Raw genomic sequence first — 22,771 nt, forward strand, 5'->3', positions numbered from 1 at the left:
TACGCGGCAACAAGCCCTATTCCCCACAGGTTTGACAGGCCGCTATTCAGCGCTGCTCCGATAACGAGAGGAAGCACCGTGCAGGTTTCCCGGAAATACCTCGTCGCCGCCGTCACCGGCGTTCTGCTGTCCGCCTCCGCCGTCACCGGCGCGCAGGCCGCCGACCCGTCCGGTGCCACGGGCCAGGCGCCCCGGTACCAGCCCGAGATGGTCTCGGCGCTCGCCGAGACGCTCGGTACCACGGAGCGGGAGGCCGTCGAGCGGCTCGACCACGAAGCCGCGCAGCAGCGCGAGTTGGCCGCCGTGAACAAGCAGGGGATCAAGACGGACGGCGCCTTCTTCACCAAGGCGGGCACACTGACGGTGAACGCGCCGGACGCGAGATCCGCGGCCCGGGTGGCGGACGCCGGCCTCGTCGCACGCGTTCCCGAGCACGGCAAGTCGGCGCTGGACCGAATAAAGGCGGAGCTGGACGCGAAGGCCGTCGAGCAGGCCCCCGTCGGTGTCTCGTCGTGGTCGGTCGACCTCGCGTCCGACACCGTCACGGTGGAGGTGAGCAGCGACAGCGGCACCGCCGCCCGTTCGTTCATCAAGGCCGCGAGCAAGCACGGCGACGCCGTCCGCGTCGTCCGCGGCCAGGAGCGGCTGGAGACCCAGGCGGTGGTGCCCCCGGGCAGCCGTATGACGTTCAACGGGTACATCTGCTCGGTCGGTTTCGGGGCGCGTGACGCCGCGGGCAAGCAGTACCTGGTGACCGCCGGGCACTGCATCGAGGACCTGCCCGACCTCGCGTACAACAACGTCAAGTTCGCCAAGGGCACGAACTCGCGCTTCGCCGTCGGCACACGCAGCGTGGACATGGGCATAGCGGCGGTCGACGCCGAGGACTCGATAGGCACGCAGGTCACCACGCACGGCCAGGCCGGGAACGTCGCGGTCCGCGGCGGTACGCGCGCGGCGACCGGTGCGGCGATGTGCAAGTCCGGCCAGACCACCGGCTGGACCTGCGGCACCGTGCGCTCGTACAACGTCACCGTCACGTACACCGACGCCAACGGCGGCCCCGACACGGTCGTCACGGGCCTCGGCAGCTCCACGGTCTGCACCGAGGGCGGCGACAGCGGTGGCGCCTACATCTCCGGCAACCAGGCGCAGGGCATGACCTCCGGCGGGCCGATCGGCCAGAACTGCGGCGGTGTGAACACCACCGGTTCCTCGTACTTCCAGCCGCTGACCGACGCGCTCTCGCACTACAAGCTGACCCTCAACACCAACTGACCAGGTTTTCGTTTCTCCGATGCCCCCGGAGAGACGGCGGCGGAGCCGCCCACCCTTACCGGTGGGCGGCTTTCGTCGTCCGCATACCATCGACGGAGAAAACGGGGTCCGGTCGTTCGGGACTCCTCTTCGATCGGAGCTGCTGCCATGACCGACACGGAAACGGACATGGGCGGGGACACGCGGGGTGACGTCGCCGGCGACACGGAAGTGACGTTCGCCGATGTCTTCCGTGAGGCCCTGCGCCGCCGCGGTCTCTCCTTGGAGCGCGTACGCGACCGGCTCGAAGCCCAGGGCATCGGCGTCAGCCTCGCCACCCTCAGTTACTGGCAGCGCGGTCGCAGCCAGCCCGAGCGGGCCAGATCCCTGCGCGCCGTCGACGCGCTGGAGGACATACTCGCCCTGCCCGCCGGCGCCCTCCGCTCCCTCCTGCGCCCCGGCCGGCCGCGCGGCCGTACGGCGTCCGATCTGCTCGACCTGTCCGCCTCGCACCGTGTCTTCGGTGAGAACTCCGACGTGGAACAGGCCCTCGGCGCGGACTTCGCGCGCTTCAACGAGGACGTCACCTCCCTGGTCATCCACGAGACCGTCCATCTCGACGCGGACCGCTGCATTCGGCAGATGTCGGTGAACCAGGTGCTGCGCGCCACCCGTGACGGCGCGAGCCGGCTGACCGCCGTGCATGTCATCGACGACCCGGCGACGGAGTCGGTCGACGTCGCCGTACGCTGCGGCAAGCTCGGCCGGGTGGAGTTCCTGCCGGAGCGGCGGAGCATCGTGACGGAGATCCTGTTCGGCGGTGAACTGGCCAAGAACGAGACGGTGGTGGCCGACTACACCATCTCGCTCACCCCGAGCCGCGAGGTCTCGACGTACCACGAGCGCCGGACGCGCGTGAGCCTGCGGGAGTACCTGCTGCACGTGTACTTCCACCCGGACGCGCTGCCGGTGAGCTGCCACCGCTACTACCGCGAACGGATCGGCGCGGAGAAGACCAGCAGCCGGCAGATCGCGCTGGACGTCTCGCACACGGCGCACATGCTGCCGCCGAAGTGCCCGGCGGGGATACACGGCATGTCGTGGGAGTGGCCCGCCTGACTTCCCGCCCCGACGCCCGCGTGCGGTCCGACGGCCCGCGCCCGCACGCACAGCCTGACGCCCGACGGGATGTCAGACCCCGGCGCTAGGGTTTTTCGCATGACCGAAGCGGCCGTGACCACGACCACGAGCGTCGCCGATCTGCGGGACTGGCGGCGGCTGTTGGACGATCCGCCCGACCCGGAGACGACGGAGCGCGGCCGGCGCCTGAAGGAAGCCGCGATGCTCGACTTCGGTGTGCGGGAGAGCGCGATCGCGTCCTGGCTGTACACGAAGTGCCATCAGCAGATCCCCACCCTGGCCGTGGAGACGGCGGCGGTGGTGGCCACCGGGGACGGCAGCTGTGTGCTGCTGTACAACCCGGAGTTCTTCACGGCGATCGGCGCGGACGGTGTGCGGTTCGTGCTCTTCCACGAGGCGCGCCATCTCATCCACCGGCACCTGTACGTGGACGCGGAGCTGCGCGAGGACGCCGTGTTCGCGCTGGCCGCCGAGGTCTCCATCAACCATGTCGTCATGCGACGGCTGCGCGCCAAGCTGCCGACGCGGCGGACGACCCGGCGGACAGGCGGCGGGACCGGCTCCGTACGGGAACCGGTCGGGATCGATCCGTACGTGATCCACGCCCAGTACGAGGCGGATCTGCGCGCGCAGGGCCTGGAGCCGCTGTCGTACGACCACTTCACCGAGACCGACATGACCGTCTACGGCGAGCTGAAGCGCATGAGCGATCCGCCCGTGCCCGCCGGCGCGGTCTGCCCGCACCTGCTCATCGGCGGGCTCCCGCTGGACGACGAGACCGTGGGCCAGGTCGTGGAGGGCGTCCTCGCTGACGTGCTGCGGGCCGCGCTGCGCGGCGAGGGCCCCGCCCGCGAGGAGATCCTGCACCTCGCGGACCGTTCCGAGGACGGCAGCGACCGGATCGGCAAGCTGTGGTCCCGCCTCGGCCTCGGCGCGCTGCGCGGCCGGACCGAGCCCACACGCCGCGTCGAGTGGTGGAAGCGCTGGCTCGCCGACACCCTCGCCTCCAAACTCCGCGACGGCGAACGGCTCGTCTATCCCAGGAAGCACGGCGCGGTGCTGCTCGCGCTCGGCCACGATCCGATGCTGTCCCGGCGCGGCAGGGAGCGTACGAAGGTCGTGGTCGTCGCCATCGACACCTCCGGCTCCATGTCCCAGCGGGTGATCGACTGGCTGCTCACGCTGATCGGCCGCACGGACGGCGTCGAGACGCACTGGCTGAGCTTCGACGGCGAGGTCATGCCGTTCGTCGCGGGAGAGCGTGTGCGGGGCGGCGGCGGTACCGACTTCGGCAAGGTCGTCGAGTACGTGGAGGGGCGCCGGGAGGTCGGCGGCAAGCGGTGCGAGGTGCGGCCGGACGCGGTGATCATGGTCACCGACGGCTACGCGCCACAGGTGACGCCCGCGCGCCCCGACAGCTGGATATGGCTGATCACCGACGGCGGGGACGACTGGCCGGACAGCCACAGCCCGCCGATGGCCTGCCACCGCGTCACGACGGGCGACAGCTGAGCGCGGGCTTCTTCCACCTGCCCGACGCTGCGCCCGGACCCTGCTCACCGGGCCCGCCATCCGTACCGGTTTCACCGGTTCGTCCTCAATCGCCGGACGGGCTCGAAAACCATCACCCGAGGACTGGACTCCACCACCGTGATCAAGACCGACCAGAAGCGGGCCGCGCGCACCTCCGGCCGCGAAGAGGACTGGCCCGTCACCGCCACCTACCCCGAGCGGCCGGCCGGCCGCCAACCGGGCGGGCGGCTGGCCGAGTTCATCGACGCCATGATCGCCATGGGCCAGACCGGCCAGGTCTTCGGCGAGCACGGCATCGGCAAGACCTCCACCTTCCTCAGCCACATACCGCGGGCCCACCCCGGCACCCGCGTCGTCCTCGTCCCGGCGGCCAACCTCACGCCCGACGACCTCCTGATGAACGCGCCCGTGCGGGACGAGCGGACGGGTGAGCTGGTCCTCACGCAGCTGATCACGAGCCAACTCACCCCCGGTGAGCCCTTCGTGCTGCTGATCGACGACTCGTTGCAGGCCGGCGAGACGATCCAGTCCCAGCTCATGCAGATCGCCTGCAACTGGACCCTCGGCGAACACGACCTGCGGGCACTCGGCTGCGTCGGCGTCTTCCTCTCCGACAACGAGTCCCTGACCGAGACCGGTTCGGCGCGCGGCGACCTCGCGGTGCTCGACCGCATGGTCACCCTGCGCCTCACGGCGAACGACACGGCCTGGCGCCACTCACTCGCCACGCGCTACCCCGGCCACGACCTCGGCGACGTCTTCCGGCTCTGGAGCGGACTCACGCCCCGGCTGCGTGCCCTGCTCTCCCCGCGCACCCTGGAGCACGTGCTCGACTGCGCACTCGCCGGTCTGCCGCTGAGCTGGGGGCTGCCGCTGGTCGGCGGGGTGCGGATGCGGCTGCGGGATCTGCGCAAGGACGGCGCGGAGGGCACCGACCGTACGGCGGAGATCCTCGACGCCGTCGCGACCGCCGTGGGCGCGGCAAATCCGTCGACCGTGGCCGATCCCGTACGCCGCATCCTGCGCACCGCCCTGCGGGAGAACTGGGCGGTGCTGCTGCAAGGGCCGCCCGGCTGCGGAAAGACGGAGATCACCAAGAGTGTCGTACGGGACGAACTCGGCGCGGAGCCGGTCTACTTCTCGCTGCCCGTGACCAACGTCGAGGACCTGTGCGTGCCGGTGCCCACCCCGGACGGGCGGCTGGACACGCTGCTGACCCGCGCGCTCTCGGGTCCCGGCGAGAAGGTGATCGTCTGGGACGAGTACAACCGGCCCAAGGACAAGGCCGCGTTCGCCAAGCTGATGGAGATCACCCAGGAGTGGACGCTGGCCGGGCGGCCGGTGGAGGGCCTGCGCGCGCAGATCGCTCTCCAGAACCCGCCGTACCACCTGGGCAGAAAGCTCCAGGTCAGCAGAAACAACGTGGCGCAGGCCAGCCGCTTCACGGTCAGTTACGAGGTGCGGCCCGAGGACATCCCGGCGAACGAATGGCTCATCGCGGCATACGGCGAGGTCGCCGAGACCGTCCTCGAATGGTGGAAGAACGACATCGACGACGAGGCCCGCGACTGGATCACCAAGCGGACGCTGGAGCGGCTGATCAAACTGCATCTGGCCGGCCAGCCGCTGATGTCGGGGCTGATCTATCTCGGCGAGGGCGAGTTCGCGCCGGTGCCGCTGACCGGGCTCGAAGCCAGGCTGGCCGGGACGGGGCAGGAAGTCGCCGTCGGCTTCCGGGAGTTGGTCCGGGACGTCGACCTCTGGGAGAAGCGTCTCGCCGTCGCCTCGGAGGTCTCGTCGGAGGGGACGAACGACACCGACGTGGTGCACCGGGTGCTGGCCAACGCCGAGCTGTCCCAGCTCAAGCGGAACGGCGAGGTCGTGGCACGGCTGCTGCGCCATATGCCGCCGAAGCTGCGCGCCACCCATCTCGTCGGGCAGACGCCGGCCCGGCAGAGCTACTGGGTGGGGGCGCTCGCCCGGATGAAGGAGCTCGCGGCGTCGTCCTGAGACGGGCGCCTCGGACCGGCGTCCTGACCTGAGACCGGCGTCCTCGGAACGGCGTCCTCGGACCGCCCCGGCCGGACCGTCACCCCACCACAGCCACTGTTGCCCGAAAGCCTGAGAGAGTCCCAGATGCGTCTCGCCGAACACACCGTCGTATCCGCCGCCTACGCCCTCGCCGACCGGGAGCTCACCCGTGCGCTGATGCCGCGCGTTCGGGAGGAGACCGTCGCGCTGCTGCGCAGCGAACTCGCCGCGGTGCCACCGCTTCTGCTGGACGAGGTGATCGCCTCACGGGACCCGGAGCTGCTCGCCGCGCTCGCCTCGTCCGCCGCGCATCGCGGTGACGTGTTCGACCGGCTCGCCGCGCTGGGCGATCCCGCGCTGGCCGTGACCCTCTACGGCCACCACGAGTGGGACCGCACCCCCGCTCAGCGCGCTGCGGTGTGGCAGGGCGCGGCGGCCACGGCAGACGACCCCGGCTGGCAAGCGAAGGACAGCCTGCCGGCGAGGCTGCTCTCGTCGAGGATCCCGGAACGGCTGGCACCGGCCCTGCTGGCCCCGTTCCCCGAACTGGTGGAGGTCGCGCGGCGCGTCACCGGCAAGGGCACCAACACAGGCACAGGCACAGGCACAGGCACAGGGACCGGCGCCGGCGCCGGCGCCGGCGCCGGGGCGTCGGCCACCACCGGCCCGGCGAACAGCACCCCCCGGACGAGGCAGCCGGCGAACATCAACCCGGCGAACACCAACCCCCCGAAGAACCGGCGCTCGTGGGAACGCCACCCGAAGACGACGACTGAGCTGCTCGGGGACCTCAGGGACAAGGACTTCCGCGGCACGATAGAGCTGCCCGGCACCCCGGACGCCGCGGACGCCCTGGACTGGGACGAGTTGGTGGCGCAGCACCGCGCCGAGCCTTTCCACGAGTCGGGGCTCAGGACGCTGTGGGCGCACCCGGACTGCCCGGAGGAGCTGGCCCTGGCCGCGTACGAGAGGAACAGGAACAGCGGGCGGCCCAGCGGCGCGGTCCACTGGTCGATGCTGGAGAGCCCCCATTTCGACGGCATCGAGGTGCACGGCCTGACCCAACTCCTGCGCCCCGGCGTCACGTCGGGCGCCCTCCCGGCCGACCGCGTCCTGGCGGAAGTCGCCCCGGCCCGCAGTGTGCTGTGCGCACTGCCGCACGACCACGAGGACGTACGGGCCGCCCTCGCCGCCCAAGGGGCCCGGCTGGGCACGGACTTCGCGCCCTGGCGGGCGGTGTACTCGCTGCTGCCGCGTTTCTCCGGCACCGTCACGGGACTTGTCGACGCCGCGCTCGCCGAGACGTCGAAGCACCTGGGGAAGACCTGGCCCAAGCCGATGGCGGCGGAGTTCCCGAGCCGCAGGCTGCCGAACGGCCGGCAGGCATGGCTGCGGCTCTACGACGCGGCGGACCGTACGACGCACCGCGCGCTCGCGGAGCACATGGACGCGCGCGCCATCCAGCAGTTGCTGCTCTGGCACCGGCCGTCGCCCGAACTGCGCTCATACATAGTCCAGTTGCGGGGTCCGTCCGTCCTCGCGGGCATCGCGTCGAGCTGGGACACCCGGCCGGAGGTGATCGAGGAGCTGATCCCGTACAACGACCCCGAGGCCAACGCCGCGCTCTTCCTGAACACCGATCTCACCCCCGCCCAGCGCCGCCATGTGCTGTCCGGCCGGCGGTGGCGGGACGGGGAGTCCGCCGACACCCCCGCCGCCGACCGGGTCCCGCTGACGGAGAATCTGGTCGACGGCCTGCGGGAGAGCGCGCGGCGGCCCTGGTTGCTGGCGTGCGCCGACTCGGGCGACCCGGTTCCGTGCCGCATCCTGCTGGGCAGTCCCCGGGTGAAGATCCACACGCCGGCGCTGGAACTGCACATGCTGGTACGTCTCTGGGAGCGCCACGGCCCGGACGAGGTAAGGGCGTTGCTGGACGAGACCGACTTCCCGGGCCGCAAGACGCAGCCCAGGCACCCGCTGTCGCCGGTGACCCTGGAGGCGGGACGCGCGGCGGTGGACGCCGGGGCCGAGCCTGACGGACCGGCCCTGCTGCGCGCCGCGTACGAGGCCGCCGCGGGCCCGGCGGGGCGGGCGGACTTCCTCTCCGACAAGGGGTCAGGCCCTGAGGACGACGACTTGACCAAGGCCCTCGAACTGCTCGACGAGGAGGTCGGCCCGGGACCGTTTCCGTGGGCGGAACTGGCGGCGGCCCACGAGACGAAGACCCTGCACGACCGGCTCCTCGTCCGCCTTGCCGCACTGGACGGCTGCCCGCCCGCGCTCGCCGCGGAGTCGGCCGCGGCCGGTCTGCGCCTGTCGCACCCGCAGTACCGGCCCCGCCGGGGAGCGAAGCCGCCCACGGCGTCCGAGATGCTGAGGAAGCTTCCGATGCGGGTGGCCCACAGCCGTTGCGGCTGGCTGGAGAAGGCGCACGGGCTCGGTCAGGTCACCCTGGACGAAGTGGTGCGGACCGCCTTCCCGGCGCAGGCGACCGTGGCTTTTCTGGCCAGGGCGCTGGCGCCGGGTGACTCGCCCGCCACGGAGGAGGTACGGGCCACCCGCCGCGCGGTCGCCGCGCTCGCCACCGAGCACCTCTCGGACGACCCGGAGGGCTGGGCGCTCGCGCTCCGACTGGCCCCGGACTTCGAGGGCACACTGCCGGACCTGCTGCTGGCGTCGGGCGCGGTGGTGAGCTGACGCGGCCCGGGGCCTGTCCGGCGGTTACGCGAAGCGGGACACGTACCGCTTCTGCCACGGGGTCTCGACCGCGTGGCGCGAGTAGTGCTCGCGGACGTAGGCGACGGCCTCCGCGTTCGGCACGCCGTCCAGGACGGCGAGACAGGCCAGGGCCGTGCCCGTACGCCCCCGGCCGCCGCCGCAGGCGATCTCGACGCGCTCGTCACCGGCCCGGTCCAGCGCCTCGCGCAGTGCCTCCGCAGCCCCGGCCCGGTCGGCCGGCAGGCGGAAGTCCGGCCAGCGGACCCAGCGGGCCGTCCAGTCGACGGCGGGCGGTTCCTTGCCGAGCAGATAGAGCGCGAAGGCGGGCGTCGGTCCCGCCGGGAGGGGGTGCCGGAGTCCCCGGCCGCGTACGAACCGGCCGGAGGGCAGTCGCAGCACACCCGCTGCCGTGGGCTCCCAAGTAGTGATCACGGATCCGAGGCTAGCCGGGCTCGTGGGGCCCGTCCGGCGATTCGGGAACGATCGCGGTCCGGGTGGATACGGCGCGCACGATCGAACCGCCGACGCCGTCCCATGTGGACTCCGTCCGGCGGCACTTCGCCGACCTGCTGTCCCCGGAGCAGATCGAGGCGTTCGCGGCGATCGGCGAGACGGTCCTCGGCCGACTGACGGACCGGGACGCCCGACCGGCGGCCGGTCGCCGGTGAACCGCGCCGGTGAACGGCGGCTTCAGCGGCCCGCCGCCCCCGCGATCCCGTCCAGCACGTACCCGAGCCCCCGCACGAACGTCCCGTCCCAGTCGTCCTCCAGCATGTACTCGTTCGCGCTCAGCGTCGGGTACTCCCCGCTCCGCTCCCGCAGTCGCTGCTGAGCCGCCTCGCGGTCCTCCTCGGACAGCGCGAAACCGGACCGCGCGACCGTCGCCCCCATCAGGTAGTTGTAGAGCGTCCAGGTCGCCGTCGGCAGGTGGTCGCCGCCGAATCCGGCGCGGACGAGGGTCGCTTGCAGGAACTCCATCCGGGCGAGCAGGTTGGGGCCCAGCGTCGGGCGCTGGAGCAGCGCCGCCGACCAGGGGTGGCGGAGCATCGCCGTACGCCAGTCCAGCAGCAGCTCGACGATGGCCGCGCGCCACTCCGCGTCGGCGGGCGGTGCGGGCGGCAGTTCGCCGAAGATCGCGTCGAGGGCGAGGTCGACCACGTCGTCCTTGGTGTCGACGTGCCAGTACAGCGTGGTGACGCCCGAGCCGATCCGCTCGGCCAGCCGGCGCATGGTCAGGCCGTCGATGCCCTCCTCGTCCAGCAGCGCCACCGCCTCGCCGACGATGCGCGCCCGGGTCAGCGGCGGCTGTTCGCGTGCGGCTCGCGACTCCCGCAGCCAGACACTTCTCGCGCCGCCCGCACGGCCTGTGACCTGGCGTTTCTGCCCGCTCTGCTTGCCCTTGATGGCCCGCACCTCCTCGTCCCCGGTGTCGCGGTGAGCCTAGTATGGTGGCCGACCAGTACAACGTACTAGTCCCAGAACGCTGTACCAGAAGGGGTGGGAGACGTATGTCTCGGCAAGATCAAAAATGGCGGGATCCTCAACAGGGGGACGCGGGAGAGGCGGCGGGAGAGGTGGTGGCGGACCGGCCGGATCGACGGCGCTGGTGGCCGCTGATGGTGATCGCCCTCGCCCAGCTCATGATCGTCCTGGACGGCACGATCGTGAACATCGCGCTGCCCTCCATGCAGAGCGAACTCGGCATGTCGGACGGCGACCGGCAGTGGGCGGTCATCGCCTACGTCCTGCCGTTCGGGGGGCTGCTCCTGCTCGGCGGCCGGATCAGCGGGCTCGTCGGCCACCGCCGTACGTTCCTGATCAGTCTGGTCGGCTTCGCCGCCGCGTCCGCGCTCGGCGGCGCCGCGAACGGCACCGGCGTGCTGTTCGGCGCCCGCGCGCTGCAAGGGGTCTTCGCGGCGGCCATGGCCCCGGCGGCACTGTCGCTGCTGACCCTGACCTTCACCGATCCGAAGGAGCGCGGGAAGGCGTTCGGGGTGTACGGGGCGATGGGCGCGGCCGGTTCGGGTGTCGGGCTGCTGGCCGGCGGCGTACTCACGGAGTTCCTGGACTGGCGGTGGTGCCTGTGGGTCAACGTGCCCATCGCGGCGGTCGCGCTGCTCGGACTGCCGTACGTGCGCCGGGACGAGCCCGCGAGCCGCACGCCCTCCGGCACGGGAGCGGGCGGCCTGGACATCCCCGGAGTGCTGCTCAGCGTCAGCGGCCTCGCGGCGCTCGTCTACGGTCTGAGCCGGGCCGAATCACGGGGCTGGGACGACCCGTTGGTGCTGGTCCTGCTCTTCGCGAGCGTGGCACTGCTCGTCGCGTTCGTCGCTGTCGAGGCGCGTGTGCGCCAACCCCTGCTGCCCTTGCGGGTGTTGAGGCACCGGGCACGCGGCGCGGCGTTCCTCGTCTCCGCGCTGATGCTGGCGGCGCTCTTCGGCTGCTTCCTGTTCCTGAGCTACTACGCGCAGACCGTTCTCGGCTACTCGCCCGTGGAGGCCGGTCTGACCATCATGGTGCTGGTCGTGGGGTCCCTGGTCGGTTCGATGCTGATCGCGGGCCGTCTGCTGTCGCGGGTGAATGTCCGTACGCTCATGGTCCCCGGCCTGCTCGCCATGGCCGCCGGACTGCTGATCCTCTCCTTCCTGGAGGCGGACAGCGAGCACGTACTGGCCCTGTATCTGGTGCCCGCGCAGCTCCTGATCGGTCTGGGACTCGGCATCGTCCTCACGGCGGCGACGAGTCTGGCGACGGCGGAGGTGGGTTACGCGGACATGGGGACGGCGTCGGCCGCGTTCAACGCCGGTCAGCAGGTGGGCGGTGCGGTGGGTACGGCGCTGTTCAACACGGTCGCGACGACGGCGACGGCGGCGTATCTGCGTACGCACGGCTCCGGTTCCGGATCCGTCACCGCGGGCACCGTCCACGGCTTCGGTGTCGGGCTGCTGGTGGCCATGGGCATCATGCTGGTCGCCGCGCTGGTCGCCGCCGTCCTGCTGCGACCGCGTACCGGCGGCGCGTCCGCCGCGGGAGCCGCCGCCGACCGGTGACTGATCGTCAACTCCCGCCGCCGAAAGGTCGGTTCGCCCCGGCCTCCGGCCGTCTCCCAGCAGCCCGTCCGCTGCTGCGAGGCGGGCCGGAGCCGTACCAAAGGCGCGGGGATCCGTACTCGTACTCGTCCCTACGGCTTGACCGCCAGGAATCCCCACTGCACGCAGTCCTCGGCCCCGGCGGGAGGGGAGGCGCCGGCCGGCAGGACCAGTTCCGGCAGCGGGCGGAGGCCCGGCGGGAGCAGGGTCAGTCCGCGGGCGCAGTCGGCGATCTGCTCGGGCGTACGGGCGAGGTAGGCGCCCTCGGGGTCGGCCTCCAGGTAGTGCTCCTGCATCCTGAGCACGCCGGGCGTCTCGATCGTGTCGCACACCGCGAGGTAGGAGCCGGAGGCGAAGCGGCTCGTGTACTTCTCGACGAGGTCGGCCGCCTCGGCGGGCGGGAAGTGGCCGAGCGTGGAGAGCACCAGCAGGGCGACGGGCTCGTCCAGGTTCAGAGTCGTCGACACACCCTCAAGCACGGCCTCCACGTCACGGAAGTCCTGCTGGAAATAGTGGATCTTGCCCTCGGGTGAACTTCTCAGCGCGCTCGCGTGGTTGAGGACGACGGGGTCGTTGTCGACGTAGACGACGCGCGACTCCGGGGCCACCCTCTGTGCCATGCCGTGGGTGCCGCTGCCGGTCGGGATGCCCGTACCCAGGTCCAGGAGCTGGCGGATGCCGAACTCGCGGACCACGTGGTCCGCGACCCGCTCCTGGAAGGCCCGCGACTCCATGGCCGCTGTCTTGATCTCCGGGAAGTCGCCCATCATCACGTCGCCGAGTTCCCGGTCGACCTGGTAGTTGTCCTGGCCGCCCTGCGCGTAGTTCCAGATCCGCGCGGAGTTGGGGACGGTGGGCATGACATTGGTTCCGGGGCGTACGGAGTCGCTCATCCGAAGTCCTTACTCGTCAGGGGCAGGGGAGTGAAACGGGGCGGTGCGAACCCGCTGGTCACATCCACCGCCATTCGGTAGTTCTCAACTGCGTCGGAGTCGTCGGTGATGAGCGTCATGGACGGATGGAGGCCGATCTGGATCAGCCTCTCCCCCATCCCGAACTCCTTGAAGCGGAGAATCTCCAGGTGGCCGCAGAGACTGATGGCCAGGGGGTGCGGTACGCGCGGCGGAATGACCTGGATGGCCACCGAAGAACGTACGTCGGCGATACGGGTTTCAAGGTAGTCGAGTTGACGGGCCATCACTCCGGGACCGCCCACACGGCGGCGCAGTGTGGCCTCCTCCAGCAGCACCCACAGGCTGGCCCGGTCGTCGCCGTTCCCGTCGCCGCTCGCGCCGCCGATGGTGTGCTCCTTGCGGGCCTCCAGCAGCTCCAGCCGCAGACGGCGCACGGTGGGGTCCTCGTACGGGTTCCGCAGACTCATCAGAGCCTCCGCGTACTCCGTGGTCTGGAGCAGGTCCGGCAGCACGCCGGGCGCGTAGGAGCGGATGCTGGTCGCCGCGGATTCCAGGTCGATGACACCGACCTCGGCGACCTCGCGCCAGGGGTGCCACCAGCCGGGCTTCTTCGCCTCCGCCAGCGCGCGCAGGACCTCGGTCCGCTCGTCGGGGGGCGTCTGGTAGAGGTCGAGCAGCACGCCGACCATGCGGGGGTTCGGCACCGTCTCCGCGTTCTCCCAGCGCGCCGGTGTCGCCCGGTCCTTCTTGATCTTTTCGGCGACGCTCTGGAGCGTCATGCCCGCCGCTTCGCGCCGACGGCGCAGATCTGCCCCGAAACACCGCAAAGCGACCGTGGGGCCGGATCGTGGCTGACTCACCGGGCCCTCCTCGCGTCCGCGGGTGGCGAGGGTCTGTTTTCCTCTCCGTTCGGCGCGCTCCACGATACCCGCCGGTCGAACTCTGTCACGTTGCAGAGTGCACGGTCAGGTGGATATGGTGGGGTCTGGAGTTCCCCTACGCGGTACCCCCCAGACCGCCGCGAAGGGTTCGGGAACCGACCCCGCTGGACACACCGAGAGGCGTGACAGGGCGGGGGGTCACGGAGAACCGATGCCATGCACGTCTCACTACCGGCCGTACCGGAGCAGATCCAGGTCGCGCGCCGCATCGTCCGCAAGGAGCTGGACGGTCTCGGCTGGCCGCCGGCGAAGATCGCCGCCTGCGAGGAGATCGCTGTCCATCTGGCCCGGCACGCCATCGGTGTCGTAGGCGTCAGCGGTTACTACCTCGGAGTCACGAAGCGTCCCGGACCGGAGGACGACGCCGTCGCCATAAGAGTCAGCGTCACGATCCTGGACACGCCCACCGAGTCGGCGACGGTGCCGCCGCAGAGCCGGCAGGCCGAGCTGAACGAACCGGCCGGGCGTGCGGGAAGCGTCAAGCGCGTCGAGCCGGACGGAGACAGCTCGCGCCTGGCCGACGTTCTGACGAAGCGATGCGGGACCCAGGTCAGCATCGTCGCGCAGCAAGGCAGCTGGGCGGCCTCGGCCACCCTTCCGGCCGAGGTGCCCTGCGTCGGCGCGCGGCCGTGAGAGGCCGATCGACTCCCGGATCACGGCCCGACGAGCGCTGCCCGACGGGCCACCCCGACCAACCCGGCTTGGAGAGGCTGCTGTGGACGCACTGAGGGGTGCCGCATCCGATGACCCCACGTGGGAGCCCATGCGTGAGACCACCGCGGCGCACCCCGGAGCACGCCACGCGAGCAGATCTTCCCTCGGGCAGCAGCCCCCGGCACATACGGCGCCTCCCGCACACGCGGCGCCCCCTCCGCACACGGCGAATCTCGCCGCCGGTCACCGTCTGCCGCGGCCTCCGCGCGCCCGCAGGTGGACGGCCTGGTACCGGCCGACGAGCGCGGATCCGGTTTCGGTACGCGACCGCGGGGTCACGCACGGTGGGGGAGTGGCAGACGTGAGCCGTTCGGTACTGGTCGTCAGCGGAGCCAGCGGAAGCGCCGAGAGCGTCGCCGCGGCGTACGCCCGCCAGGACGACTGGGTCGGGTTCCTGTACGAGCGGGGGACCCCGCCCGACGAGTTGTACAACGTGCGTTGCGACGTGAGCGACGGGCTGCAACTGGACGCCGCCGTCTCGGAGTTCGAGACCGGGCACGGAGTCGTGGACGTCCTCGTCGTGGACGCCGACCGCCATGACCGGTACGGCGAGGAGCCCGCCCACTCGGCGGCGGCCGGAACGCGGGCCCGCGCGAACGCGATCATCGGCCGCACGCTCCCCGGCATGCGCGAGGCGGGGCACGGACGCATCGTGCTGATCGCCTCCACGAAGGGCCTCGGCCGCGGCTCGGCCCTGTCGGGCGGCGCCCCGCACGCGGACCTGATGAGCCTGGCCTGGCACCTGGTCCACGAGTGCCGCGGCTCGGACATCACCGTCAACGTCATCACGTACGGCTCCCCCGAGGGCACGACCCGCCAGGGCCGCGCCCACCGCGCCCAGCAGATCGCGAACCTGGCGGTTCACCTGACCCGCCCCGAGGCCACCGACACGGGCGCGGTGATCCCGATCGAGGTCCTGGGCGCGATCCCGGTCCTGGGCCCGGCCCGCACGGACGGAGCGTCCTACCAGGGCCGCTGACCGCCGCGCCTCCAGGGGACCCCTCAGCCCCGGAGGCGCGGCTCCGTGCTGTAGGCGGCGCTCCGTGAGGCCGTCACGTCATCCGGGAGCCCCCCGCCCCCGCCCCTGCGGAGAAGCACGCCGTCTCGGCCGGGCGTGGTTGACGTTCCGTCACCGATCACGCCCGTGCGCCCCCCGGGACGCAACACTGCGCCGACGAGCCGGCGTTGTGAGGCGTGGGGTGAGGGAGAGAACTTCGGACAGAGCAAGGGCCGGATCTCCCGGCACTGCATGGATCGAAGGAGGGCGACACCCTCATGCGACGGTTCACAGGATTCTGTGCCGCACTGACACTCGCCGCGGCCGCACTCATGGCATCCGGGCCCGGCGCCCAGGCGTCCGCGAGCGGCCCCGCGACGGGCAGGACGATCACCGCTTACCAGGACTGCCCGGTCGGGTGGTTCTGTGTGTGGGAGGACAGGGGCGGGTGGGGTGACATGGCGCGGTTCCGGATGGGGTCCGACGACCTCCGCGACTTCCGGCTGAACGACAAGATCTCCTCGGTGTGGAACAGGACCGGCAACACCTTCTGCACGTGGCTGAACATCAACCGCGACGGCGCCACCTGGGCGGTGGGGAACTGGCGGGGCGACACCGTGCAGTACAACCGGGAGGACAACATCAGCTCCGTGTGGGTCGGGGCCTGCTGAGCACCCGGCCGGGAGCGGACCCTCGCGGCGGGGCTCCCTCCAAGGGAGCCCCGCGCGCGGGGCCGCGGCGTCAGGCGATCTTCGCGCCGTACACGTGGTCCACCGTCATGACCATCAGCACCCGGCGGTCGGACACCATCACCGCGCGGTACTCGGCCCAGTCCGGGTGTTCACCGGAGGCGCGGCGGTAGTAGTCCACCAGGGCCTCGACCTCGCGGCCGTCGGGGTCGGTCCCCGGGCCGATGAGCGTGACCGGGCCCTCGGCCGTCGCCCAGGACCAGCCGTCGGGGCTGGTGACCTCCAGGGCGGCCCGGGGGTCCCGGCGCAGGTTCGCCGTCTTCGCGCGGCCCTCGGTCATCGATACGTAGAGGATGCCCGCCTCCTCGTCGTAGAAGGGCATGACGGGGGAGAGCTGCGGGCGGCCGTCCGACTTGATGGTGGCGAGGACGCCGAGTCGGCTCTCCGCGAGCAGTGCGCGCGGGTTGAACGGCGTGGACGGTGCGGATGATGTGGTCATGTCCGGCTCCAAGTCGTGACGGGACGTCGGCTATTCCCGCGTCCCCGAGGGCTTGCGGAAGAGTTCGATCATCGCCGCGTACCCCTCGGTGCCGTGACCGTCCGCCACGGAACGCTCTGCCAGGGCCTTGACGAGTTTGGGGAACTCGGCGCTGACACCGAGGGATTCACTCTCGTGGACGAGGTGGTCCATCGAGGCCAGATGGGTGTTCAGGGTGGCGTCGACGGCCGGGTACACGCCGTTGTCGATCTGCTCCGCGTAGCCGGGGACCCAGTCCGCCACCATCTTGATGCTCTGGGTCGCGAGCGGCGCGAACGTCGAGGCGTCGACGCCCGCCGCGCCGAGCACGGCGGCGCCCTGGAGGAAGCTGTTCAGGATTCCCCACATCAGGCCCAGCACCGCCACGTCGTGCAGCGACGCCAGGCCGTGGTCGTCGCCGAGGTGGGTCGTGCCCCCGCCGAGAAGCCTGAGCGTCGGCTCGTGGGCGTCGAAGGTCGCGCGCGGTCCGCTGTAGAGGACGACGGCGTCCGCCGTGCCCACGCCGTCCGGGTCGGTCAGGAGCGCGCCGTCGAGATACGTGGCGCCGTGCTCCGCCGCCCACCGCGCCGTCTCACGGGCCCCCTCGGAGGTGCCCGACGTCAGGTTCACCAGGACCCGGCCGTCGAGAGCGCCGGCCACCGGGTCGAGCAGTTCGTGCACGGCGTCGTAGTCCAGGACGCAGACGACCACGAGCGGGCTCGCGGCGACGGCGTCGGCGACCGAGTCCGCGAGCTCGGCGCCCTTGGCGACGAGTGGTTCGGCCTTGGCCGCCGTGCGGTTCCACACGGTCGTGGCGTGCCCCTCGCGCAGGAACGTCTCGGCCAGCGCCTGGCCCATCAGACCCAGGCCCAGGACGGTCACGGGTGCAGCAGCATTCATTCTTCGCTCCTCGATATGGCTTGGTGCGCGTGACAGAATCTTCAACGTTCATACCGATATGAAGGTCAAGGGGGAGCCGACATGCTGATCGGGGAGCTGAGCCGGCGGACGAGCGTCCACGCTCATCAGTTGCGGTACTACGAGGCACAGGGCCTGCTCGAACCGGAGCGCGGTGCCAACGGCTACCGCGAGTACGGCAGCGACGCGGTCGTGACCGTGACGCAGATCAGAAGGCTCCTCGAAGCCGGGCTCTCGACCGAGGAGATCGCGTTCCTGCTGCCCTGTGCCACCGGCGCGGGGCCCGACCTCCTGCCTTGCGACGATGTCCTGGAGATGCTCCGGACGCGCCAGCGAGGACTGGACGATCACATCGACACGCTTCTGCGCTCGCGCCGGACGTTGCAGGAGTTCATCGACGCCACCGAGCGGCAGGTGTCGCCGTACGTCAGGTCCGGGGCATGCGACGCCTGACGGCACCGGCGTTGGTGTCAGTGCCGGCGTCGGTGTCGGTGTCGGTGTCAGTGCCGGCGTCGGTGTCGGTGTCGGTGTCAGTGCCGGCGTCGGTGTCGGTGTCGGTGTCGGTGTCGGACCGAGGGGGTGCGATCGGGCCAGTCGCGGAAGCGGGGGAACGTCTGTGCTGTGTCCGGAAATCGCCCCCCGCACATGGGCCATTTTGGCATCTACCCGGCAACCCTTTAGGTTAGGCTCGCCTAAGTCGTTGGTCGGTCTCCAGGCGTGTGCCGCCGCCGTCGGCCGCTCTGTTCCCACCTGAAGGTGCCCATGTCAGCGCCCGACACGCGCCCCGGACCCGCCCACTCGGGGCGTCGGCCCACCGGCCACGGCCGGCGCCGCACAGGGCCCCACCCGGGCCGGTTCGATTCCCCACCCCCCAGCCGAGGTTGAAACCGACGTGTCCGTCCAGTTCCCGCCATCCGCCGCGCCGCTCGTCGCCCACCCCGTGGACGTCCTGCCGGCCCCCGTCCGCAGCCGACTGCTGGAGATGGCGCGGGCCGCCGAACCCGTGTCGGCGTACGTGTACGACGGAGAGGTCGCCGCCGCGCGCGCCCGGGAGCTGCGCGCCGCGCTGCCCGACTGGGCGGCCGTCTACTACGCGGTCAAGGCCAACTCGTTCCCCGGCATCGTCCACGCCCTCGCCCCGCACGTCGACGGCTTCGAGGTCGCCTCCGTCAGCGAGCTGGAACTCGCCCTGACGGCCGCTGGGTTCGCGGACATCCCCGCCGTCGTCGCCGCCGGGCCCGCCAAGTCCGTACCCGTCCTCACCGCGCTCGTGCGCGCCCGCGTCGAGGCGATCAACGCCGAGAGCCTGCTCGAACTCCACCGCATCAGCCGTATCGCCGTCGCCGAAGGTCTCGTCGCGCGCGTCGCGCTGCGTGTCAATCCGGCCGACATCCCGATCAGCGGCTCGCTCCACATGGGCGGCGCGCCCTCGCAGTTCGGGGTCGCCGAGCCCGACGTACCCGACGTGCTGGCGGCGGCGGGCAAGCTCTCCGGCCTCGACATCGTCGGCTTCCACATCCACGCCGCGTCGAACAACCTCGACGCCGAAACCCATGCGGCGTACCTGCGCTGGTGCGTCGAGTGGAGCGTACGTACGGCCGCCGCCACCGGCGTCGAACTGCGGCACATCGACATCGGCGGCGGCATAGGCGTGGCGTTCGAGGGCGAGGAGCCCTTCGACATGATCCGGTTCGGTGAACTCGTCGCCCTCGTCGAGCCACCCGTAGGGGTGAAGGTCGTGCTGGAGCCCGGCCGGTTCCTGGTCGCGGACTGCGGCTGGTACGCGGCCGAGGTGACGGACGTCAAAGCCTCGTACGGTGAGTGGTTCGCCGTACTGCGTGGCGGAATCAACCACTTCCAGCTGCCCACCTCCTGGGACATCGTGCACAACGTCGCCGTGCTGCCCGTCGACACGTGGGAGGCGGGTGAGGAGTGTCCGAGGCCCGCCGCCGAACACACGCGTGTCACCGTCGTGGGCGAGCTGTGCACGCCCGAGGACACCCTGCTGCGCGACGTGCACGTAGAGCGGGTGCGCGCGGGTGATCTCGTCGTCTTCCCCAACGCGGGTTCCTACGGCTGGGAGTTCGCGATGCACGCCTTCCTCGGGCACCCGGTCGCCGGGCGCCAGCTGCTCTGAGCCGTCTCCTCCACCCTCATACTCCGGAGCCGTTCCATGACCGTTCCCGCGCTCACGCTGTCCGCCTCCGGGCGTCCCGCCGGTGACTCGGACACCGGCAATGCCGGTGACGCCCAGTCCATCCTGGAGCGGCAGCGCGCCAGGGAGTCGTCCGCGCGCACGTACGCCCGTAACTTCCCGATCGTCCCGGCCCGCGCCCACGGCATGACGATCGAGGGCATCGACGGCCGCCGCTATCTCGACTGCCTCTCCGGCGCCGGGACGCTCGCGCTCGGCCACAACCACCCCGTCGTGCGCGAGGCCCTCCAGCGCACGCTCGACAGCGGGGCCCCGCTGCATGTGCTCGACCTCGCGACACCGGAGAAGGACGACTTCACCGACGCGCTGTTCGAGACGCTGCCGGAGGCGTTCGCCGACCGCGCCCGTGTGCACTTCTGCGGGCCCGCCGGGACGGACGCCGTCGAGGCCGCGCTGAAGCTCACGCAGACGGCGACCGGGCGGCGCGGGGTGCTCGCGTTCACCGGCGCGTACCACGGGATGACGGCGGGCGCGCTGGCCACGACGGGCAGTGTGGCCGTCAAGGAACCGGTGCCGGGCGGCGGCGCGGCGGGCGGCGAGGTGACGCGGCTGCCGTACCCGTACTCCTACCGCTGCCCGTTCGGCGTCGGCGGCGAGCGCGGCGCGGAGCTGGCGGCGACGTACACCGAACGGCTGCTGGACGATCCGTCGGGCGGTGTCGTACGGCCGGCGGCGATGATCCTCGAAGCGGTCCAGGGCGAGGGCGGGGCGGTGCCCGCGCCCGACACCTGGCTGCGCGAGATGCGGCGCATCACGCGCGAGCGCGGTATCCCGCTGATCGTGGACGAGGTGCAGACCGGGGTCGGACGCACCGGCGCCTACTGGGCGATCGAGCACAGCGGCGCCGTGCCGGACGTCATGGTGATGTCGAAGGCGATCGGCGGCGGGCTGCCGCTGGCGGTGATCGTGTACGACCGGGATTACGACGGGTGGCTGCCCGGCGCGCACACCGGCACGTTCCGGGGCAACACGATGGCGATGGCGACGGGCGCGGCGACGCTCCGGTACGTCACGCGCGAAGGCCTGGTGGAGCGGGCGGCGATGGTCGGGGCGCGGATGTCCGCGCGGCTGGAAGGGCTGCGGTCCGAACTGCCGCTGATCGGCGACGTACGGGGGCGCGGGCTGATGATCGGCGTCGAAATCGTCGACCCCGACGGGCCGTTGGACTCCTGCGGGTCCCGGCCGGTGGCGCCCGAGCTGGCGGCGCGGATCCAGGAAGGCTGCCTGAAGAGGGGGTTGATCCTGGAACTGGGCGGGCGGTTCGGGTCGACGGTACGGCTGCTGCCGCCGCTGGTGATCACGGACGAGGAGGCCGAGTCGGTGCTGGAACGGCTGACGGAGGCGATCGCCGAGGTGGCGAAGGCGGCGAAGTCTGTGGACGGTTCCGGGGCCGCGGGCGTTTCCGGGCGGGCGGCGTGACGACGGAGGCGCTGGGCGCCGCCGTCGAGGAAGCACTGCGGGCACTTCGGCCGGCGACCGGGACGGAGCTGTCGGGCGGGGTGGGCGGAGCCGCCGCGCTGGAGCCGCTGGTACGTGAGGTGCTGGGCGCGCTCGCGGCGGGCACGGCACGGCGCGGCGGGCCGGTCGCGGCCGGTGCGCCGGACGAGATCGAGGCGGCCGTCGCCGAGCTGTTCCGCACCGCGAGCGGTCCCACGGCGCTCGGCGAACTCACCGAACTGCTCGCGCACGGCAGCGCGGACCCGGCCGACCCCGCGTGCGCGGCGCATCTGCACTGCCCGCCGCTCGCCGTCGCCGTCGCCGCGGACCTGGCGGTGTCCGCGCTGAACCCCTCCCAGGACTCGTGGGACCAGGCCCCTGCGGCAACTGCCCTGGAAACACTGCTCCTTCAGGAGCTTTCGGCCATGCTCGGGTACGACCCCGCCGAGGCGGCGGGCGTACTCACCTCGGGCGGTACCGAGTCCAACCTGATGGGCCTGATGCTCGCCAGGGACCGGGTGCTCGGCGCCGCGACGGGTCGGCAGATCGAGCTGACGGGGGTGCCGAGGGCGGGCGCGGGTGTGGGCCTGGGGGCGGTGGCCGGGGCGCGGCCGAGGATCCTGGCGTCCGCCGCCGCGCACTTCTCGGTGCAGCGGGCGGCGGCCCTGCTCGGGCTCGGTGAGGACTCGGTGATCCCGGTTGCCGTCGACTCCCAACTGCGCATGAAAGCAGGCGCGTTGGCGGCGAAGCTGGAGCAGTGCGTCGAGCGCGGGCAACTGCCCGTCGCGATCGTCGCGACCGCCGGTACGACCGACACGGGGGCGATCGACCCGCTGCGGGAGTGCGCGGAGCTGGCGGCGGAGTACGGGGCGTGGCTGCACGTGGACGCCGCGTACGGGGGCGGCGCGCTGCTGTCCGACCGGCTGGCGCCGCTGCTGGACGGTATCGAACTGGCCGACTCCGTCTCCCTGGACTGGCACAAGCTGGGCTGGCAGCCGGCCGCCGCCGGGATCTTCCTGGTGCGGAAGTCGCAGACGTACGCCTCGCTCGCGCGCCGCGCGGTCTATCTGAACCCGGCGGACGACGAGGAGGCGGGCTATCCGAGCCTGCTGGGTCTCTCCCTGCGCACGACGCGCCGCGCGGACGCCTTCAAGATCGCGGTGACGCTGCGGACGCTGGGCCGGGAGGGGCTGGGGCGGCTCGTCGACGCGTGCCACGAGCTGGCGGTGGCGGGGGCGCGGGCGGTGGCCGCGCATCCGCGGCTGGAGCTGCACGGCGGGGGCGAGCCGGGCGGCGGGGATCCGGTGCTGACGGCGTTCCTGTTCCGGTACGTGCCGGCGGAGGGGGTGGCGGACGAGGCCCGCACCGACCGCCTGAACGCGTCGCTGCGCCGGCGGTTGCTCCGCGAGGGCGGCGCGGTCGTGGGGCGGACGGAGCTGCCGGGGGAGGGGCCGGGGCGCGTGCGGCTGAAGCTGACGCTGCTGAACCCGCGTGCGACGGTCGCGGAGGTGGAGCGGTTGCTGGGTGCGGTGGTGGCCGCGGGTGTGGCGGAGGAGGGGGCGTGAGCGGGGTGGAGCGGGGCTCCGCCCCGGACCCCGCTCCTCAATCGCCGGAGGGGCTTGAATGGTCCGCCGGTCCCGGTCGGGTGCAGGGGCTTGATA

The 22,771-nt window shown here is 71.8% G+C and carries 20 protein-coding genes; 14 read left to right on the top strand and 6 right to left on the bottom strand.

Translation table 11 applies throughout. From position 1 onward, the window contains the following. Positions 1-78: 78 nt before the first annotated feature. The 5 genes from ACFWHU_RS14655 (at position 79) to ACFWHU_RS14675 (ending at position 8,658) form a co-directional block, all read left to right on the top strand. On the top strand, positions 79-1,278 hold the full coding sequence (locus ACFWHU_RS14655) for a S1 family peptidase (protein WP_387225090.1): 1,200 nt from the start codon (positions 79-81) through the stop codon (positions 1,276-1,278). Positions 1,279-1,425: 147 nt separating this feature from the next. Continuing rightward, positions 1,426-2,376 (top strand): multiprotein-bridging factor 1 family protein, encoded by a 951-nt coding sequence (locus ACFWHU_RS14660; protein ID WP_385792121.1) that lies wholly within the window; start codon positions 1,426-1,428, stop codon positions 2,374-2,376. 99 nt (positions 2,377-2,475) lie between these two features. Continuing rightward, positions 2,476-3,909 (top strand): hypothetical protein, encoded by a 1,434-nt coding sequence (locus ACFWHU_RS14665; protein ID WP_385792122.1) that lies wholly within the window; start codon positions 2,476-2,478, stop codon positions 3,907-3,909. Between the two features lie 270 nt (positions 3,910-4,179). Then, positions 4,180-5,940, top strand: a complete 1,761-nt coding sequence (locus ACFWHU_RS14670) for an AAA family ATPase (protein WP_387225148.1) — start codon at positions 4,180-4,182, stop codon at positions 5,938-5,940. A gap of 126 nt (positions 5,941-6,066) precedes the next feature. Continuing rightward, positions 6,067-8,658, top strand: a complete 2,592-nt coding sequence (locus tag ACFWHU_RS14675; RefSeq protein WP_387225091.1) for a hypothetical protein — start codon at positions 6,067-6,069, stop codon at positions 8,656-8,658. A gap of 24 nt (positions 8,659-8,682) precedes the next feature. Here the strand turns inward: ACFWHU_RS14675 and ACFWHU_RS14680 are convergent, their stop codons facing one another. Next, positions 8,683-9,111 (bottom strand): protein-tyrosine phosphatase family protein, encoded by a 429-nt coding sequence (locus ACFWHU_RS14680; RefSeq protein WP_387225092.1) that lies wholly within the window; start codon positions 9,109-9,111, stop codon positions 8,683-8,685. A gap of 62 nt (positions 9,112-9,173) precedes the next feature. On the opposite strand from ACFWHU_RS14680, the gene ACFWHU_RS14685 reads away from it, so the two are divergent. Next, positions 9,174-9,347 (top strand): hypothetical protein, encoded by a 174-nt coding sequence (locus tag ACFWHU_RS14685; RefSeq protein ID WP_385792125.1) that lies wholly within the window; start codon positions 9,174-9,176, stop codon positions 9,345-9,347. 22 nt (positions 9,348-9,369) lie between these two features. Here the strand turns inward: ACFWHU_RS14685 and ACFWHU_RS14690 are convergent, their stop codons facing one another. Continuing rightward, positions 9,370-10,092, bottom strand: coding sequence for a TetR/AcrR family transcriptional regulator (locus ACFWHU_RS14690; protein WP_385792126.1), 723 nt, complete (start codon positions 10,090-10,092; stop codon positions 9,370-9,372). A gap of 95 nt (positions 10,093-10,187) precedes the next feature. Between ACFWHU_RS14690 and ACFWHU_RS14695 the strand changes: the two genes are divergently transcribed. Then, the gene (locus ACFWHU_RS14695) at positions 10,188-11,729 is read left to right on the top strand and encodes an MFS transporter (RefSeq protein WP_387225093.1); all 1,542 of its coding nucleotides are present in this window, start codon (positions 10,188-10,190) and stop codon (positions 11,727-11,729) included. Positions 11,730-11,860: 131 nt separating this feature from the next. Here the strand turns inward: ACFWHU_RS14695 and ACFWHU_RS14700 are convergent, their stop codons facing one another. Both ACFWHU_RS14700 and ACFWHU_RS14705 read right to left on the bottom strand, forming a co-directional pair. Next, positions 11,861-12,661 carry an SAM-dependent methyltransferase gene (locus ACFWHU_RS14700; RefSeq protein ID WP_387225094.1) on the bottom strand — a complete coding sequence of 267 codons (801 nt, stop codon included), beginning with the start codon at positions 12,659-12,661 and terminating at the stop codon, positions 11,861-11,863. Beyond that, positions 12,658-13,542, bottom strand: a complete 885-nt coding sequence (locus ACFWHU_RS14705; protein ID WP_385792129.1) for a helix-turn-helix transcriptional regulator — start codon at positions 13,540-13,542, stop codon at positions 12,658-12,660. The genes ACFWHU_RS14700 and ACFWHU_RS14705 overlap by 4 nt, the downstream gene beginning before the upstream one ends. A gap of 237 nt (positions 13,543-13,779) precedes the next feature. On the opposite strand from ACFWHU_RS14705, the gene ACFWHU_RS14710 reads away from it, so the two are divergent. From ACFWHU_RS14710 to ACFWHU_RS14720, 3 genes are all read left to right on the top strand, one after another. Further along, complete coding sequence (locus ACFWHU_RS14710) at positions 13,780-14,256, top strand: hypothetical protein (protein ID WP_385792130.1); 477 nt, start codon at positions 13,780-13,782, stop codon at positions 14,254-14,256. A gap of 382 nt (positions 14,257-14,638) precedes the next feature. Next, positions 14,639-15,316 carry a hypothetical protein gene (locus tag ACFWHU_RS14715; RefSeq protein WP_385792131.1) on the top strand — a complete coding sequence of 226 codons (678 nt, stop codon included), beginning with the start codon at positions 14,639-14,641 and terminating at the stop codon, positions 15,314-15,316. A gap of 296 nt (positions 15,317-15,612) precedes the next feature. Then, the gene (locus tag ACFWHU_RS14720; RefSeq protein ID WP_387225095.1) at positions 15,613-16,005 is read left to right on the top strand and encodes a peptidase inhibitor family I36 protein; all 393 of its coding nucleotides are present in this window, start codon (positions 15,613-15,615) and stop codon (positions 16,003-16,005) included. Positions 16,006-16,075: 70 nt separating this feature from the next. Here ACFWHU_RS14720 and ACFWHU_RS14725 read toward each other — a convergent pair whose 3' ends face one another. Continuing rightward, positions 16,076-16,522 carry a PPOX class F420-dependent oxidoreductase gene (locus tag ACFWHU_RS14725; RefSeq protein WP_385792133.1) on the bottom strand — a complete coding sequence of 149 codons (447 nt, stop codon included), beginning with the start codon at positions 16,520-16,522 and terminating at the stop codon, positions 16,076-16,078. Positions 16,523-16,552: 30 nt separating this feature from the next. Continuing rightward, positions 16,553-17,440, bottom strand: a complete 888-nt coding sequence (locus ACFWHU_RS14730; RefSeq protein WP_385792134.1) for an NAD(P)-dependent oxidoreductase — start codon at positions 17,438-17,440, stop codon at positions 16,553-16,555. Between the two features lie 81 nt (positions 17,441-17,521). Between ACFWHU_RS14730 and ACFWHU_RS14735 the strand changes: the two genes are divergently transcribed. From ACFWHU_RS14735 to ACFWHU_RS14750, 4 genes are all read left to right on the top strand, one after another. Further along, a complete protein-coding gene (locus tag ACFWHU_RS14735; RefSeq protein WP_385792135.1) occupies positions 17,522-17,911 on the top strand; it encodes a MerR family transcriptional regulator in 390 nt (129 codons plus the stop codon). A 439-nt stretch (positions 17,912-18,350) separates the two neighbouring features. After that, on the top strand, positions 18,351-19,595 hold the full coding sequence (locus tag ACFWHU_RS14740; RefSeq protein ID WP_387225096.1) for an alanine racemase: 1,245 nt from the start codon (positions 18,351-18,353) through the stop codon (positions 19,593-19,595). A 36-nt stretch (positions 19,596-19,631) separates the two neighbouring features. Then, positions 19,632-21,092: a diaminobutyrate--2-oxoglutarate transaminase gene (locus ACFWHU_RS14745; protein WP_387225097.1), complete on the top strand. Its 1,461-nt coding sequence runs from the start codon at positions 19,632-19,634 to the stop codon at positions 21,090-21,092. Beyond that, the gene (locus tag ACFWHU_RS14750) at positions 21,089-22,675 is read left to right on the top strand and encodes a pyridoxal phosphate-dependent decarboxylase family protein (protein ID WP_387225098.1); all 1,587 of its coding nucleotides are present in this window, start codon (positions 21,089-21,091) and stop codon (positions 22,673-22,675) included. Before ACFWHU_RS14745 ends, ACFWHU_RS14750 begins: the two co-directional genes overlap by 4 nt. Positions 22,676-22,771: the final 96 nt, after the last annotated feature.

The sequence above is a fragment of the Streptomyces sp. NPDC060366 genome (genome assembly GCF_042725135.1).
Taxonomy (GTDB): Bacteria; Actinomycetota; Actinomycetes; order Streptomycetales; family Streptomycetaceae; genus Streptomyces.